Raw genomic sequence first — 365 nt, forward strand, 5'->3', positions numbered from 1 at the left:
CGGGGCGGCCGCGCGCGCCGATCGCTAGCAGGGGAGCGTCCCGCCGATGAACTCCGTGATCTCGTTGTCGCCCTGGACCCAGAACCGGGAGGGGATGTCGCGGCGTTCGAGGAACTCCGTGGCCGCGCCGTCGGCCGTCACCCCGTAGCCGCCGGGCTCGTCCGGGCCGTCGAGGTCGAGCAGCTCCCGATGTCCCGCCAGCAGGAGCCGAAGCTTCGCCCCTTCGGCCTTCGTGAGGCGCCACGCCGGGTTCGGGTTCCCGGACATGATGCTCCACTCGATGACGAAGCCCGACCCGCTCGAGGACACCTCGTGGGAGAAGTTGCAGGTGGATGCCGGTTCGGGAGCGGTCGGAGTGGGGCTGG

General features: G+C 71.2%; 1 protein-coding gene. It reads right to left on the reverse strand.

The window, feature by feature from the left end; translation table 11 throughout:
* Window positions 1–24 precede the first annotated feature (24 nt).
* Window positions 25–365: hypothetical protein (locus ACOADB_RS11570; RefSeq protein ID WP_378598354.1), on the reverse strand; the 341-nt coding region annotated here is incomplete at its 5' end.

The sequence above is a fragment of the Nocardioides sp. CPCC 206348 genome (assembly GCF_048654705.1).
Lineage (GTDB): Bacteria > Actinomycetota > Actinomycetes > Propionibacteriales > Nocardioidaceae > Nocardioides.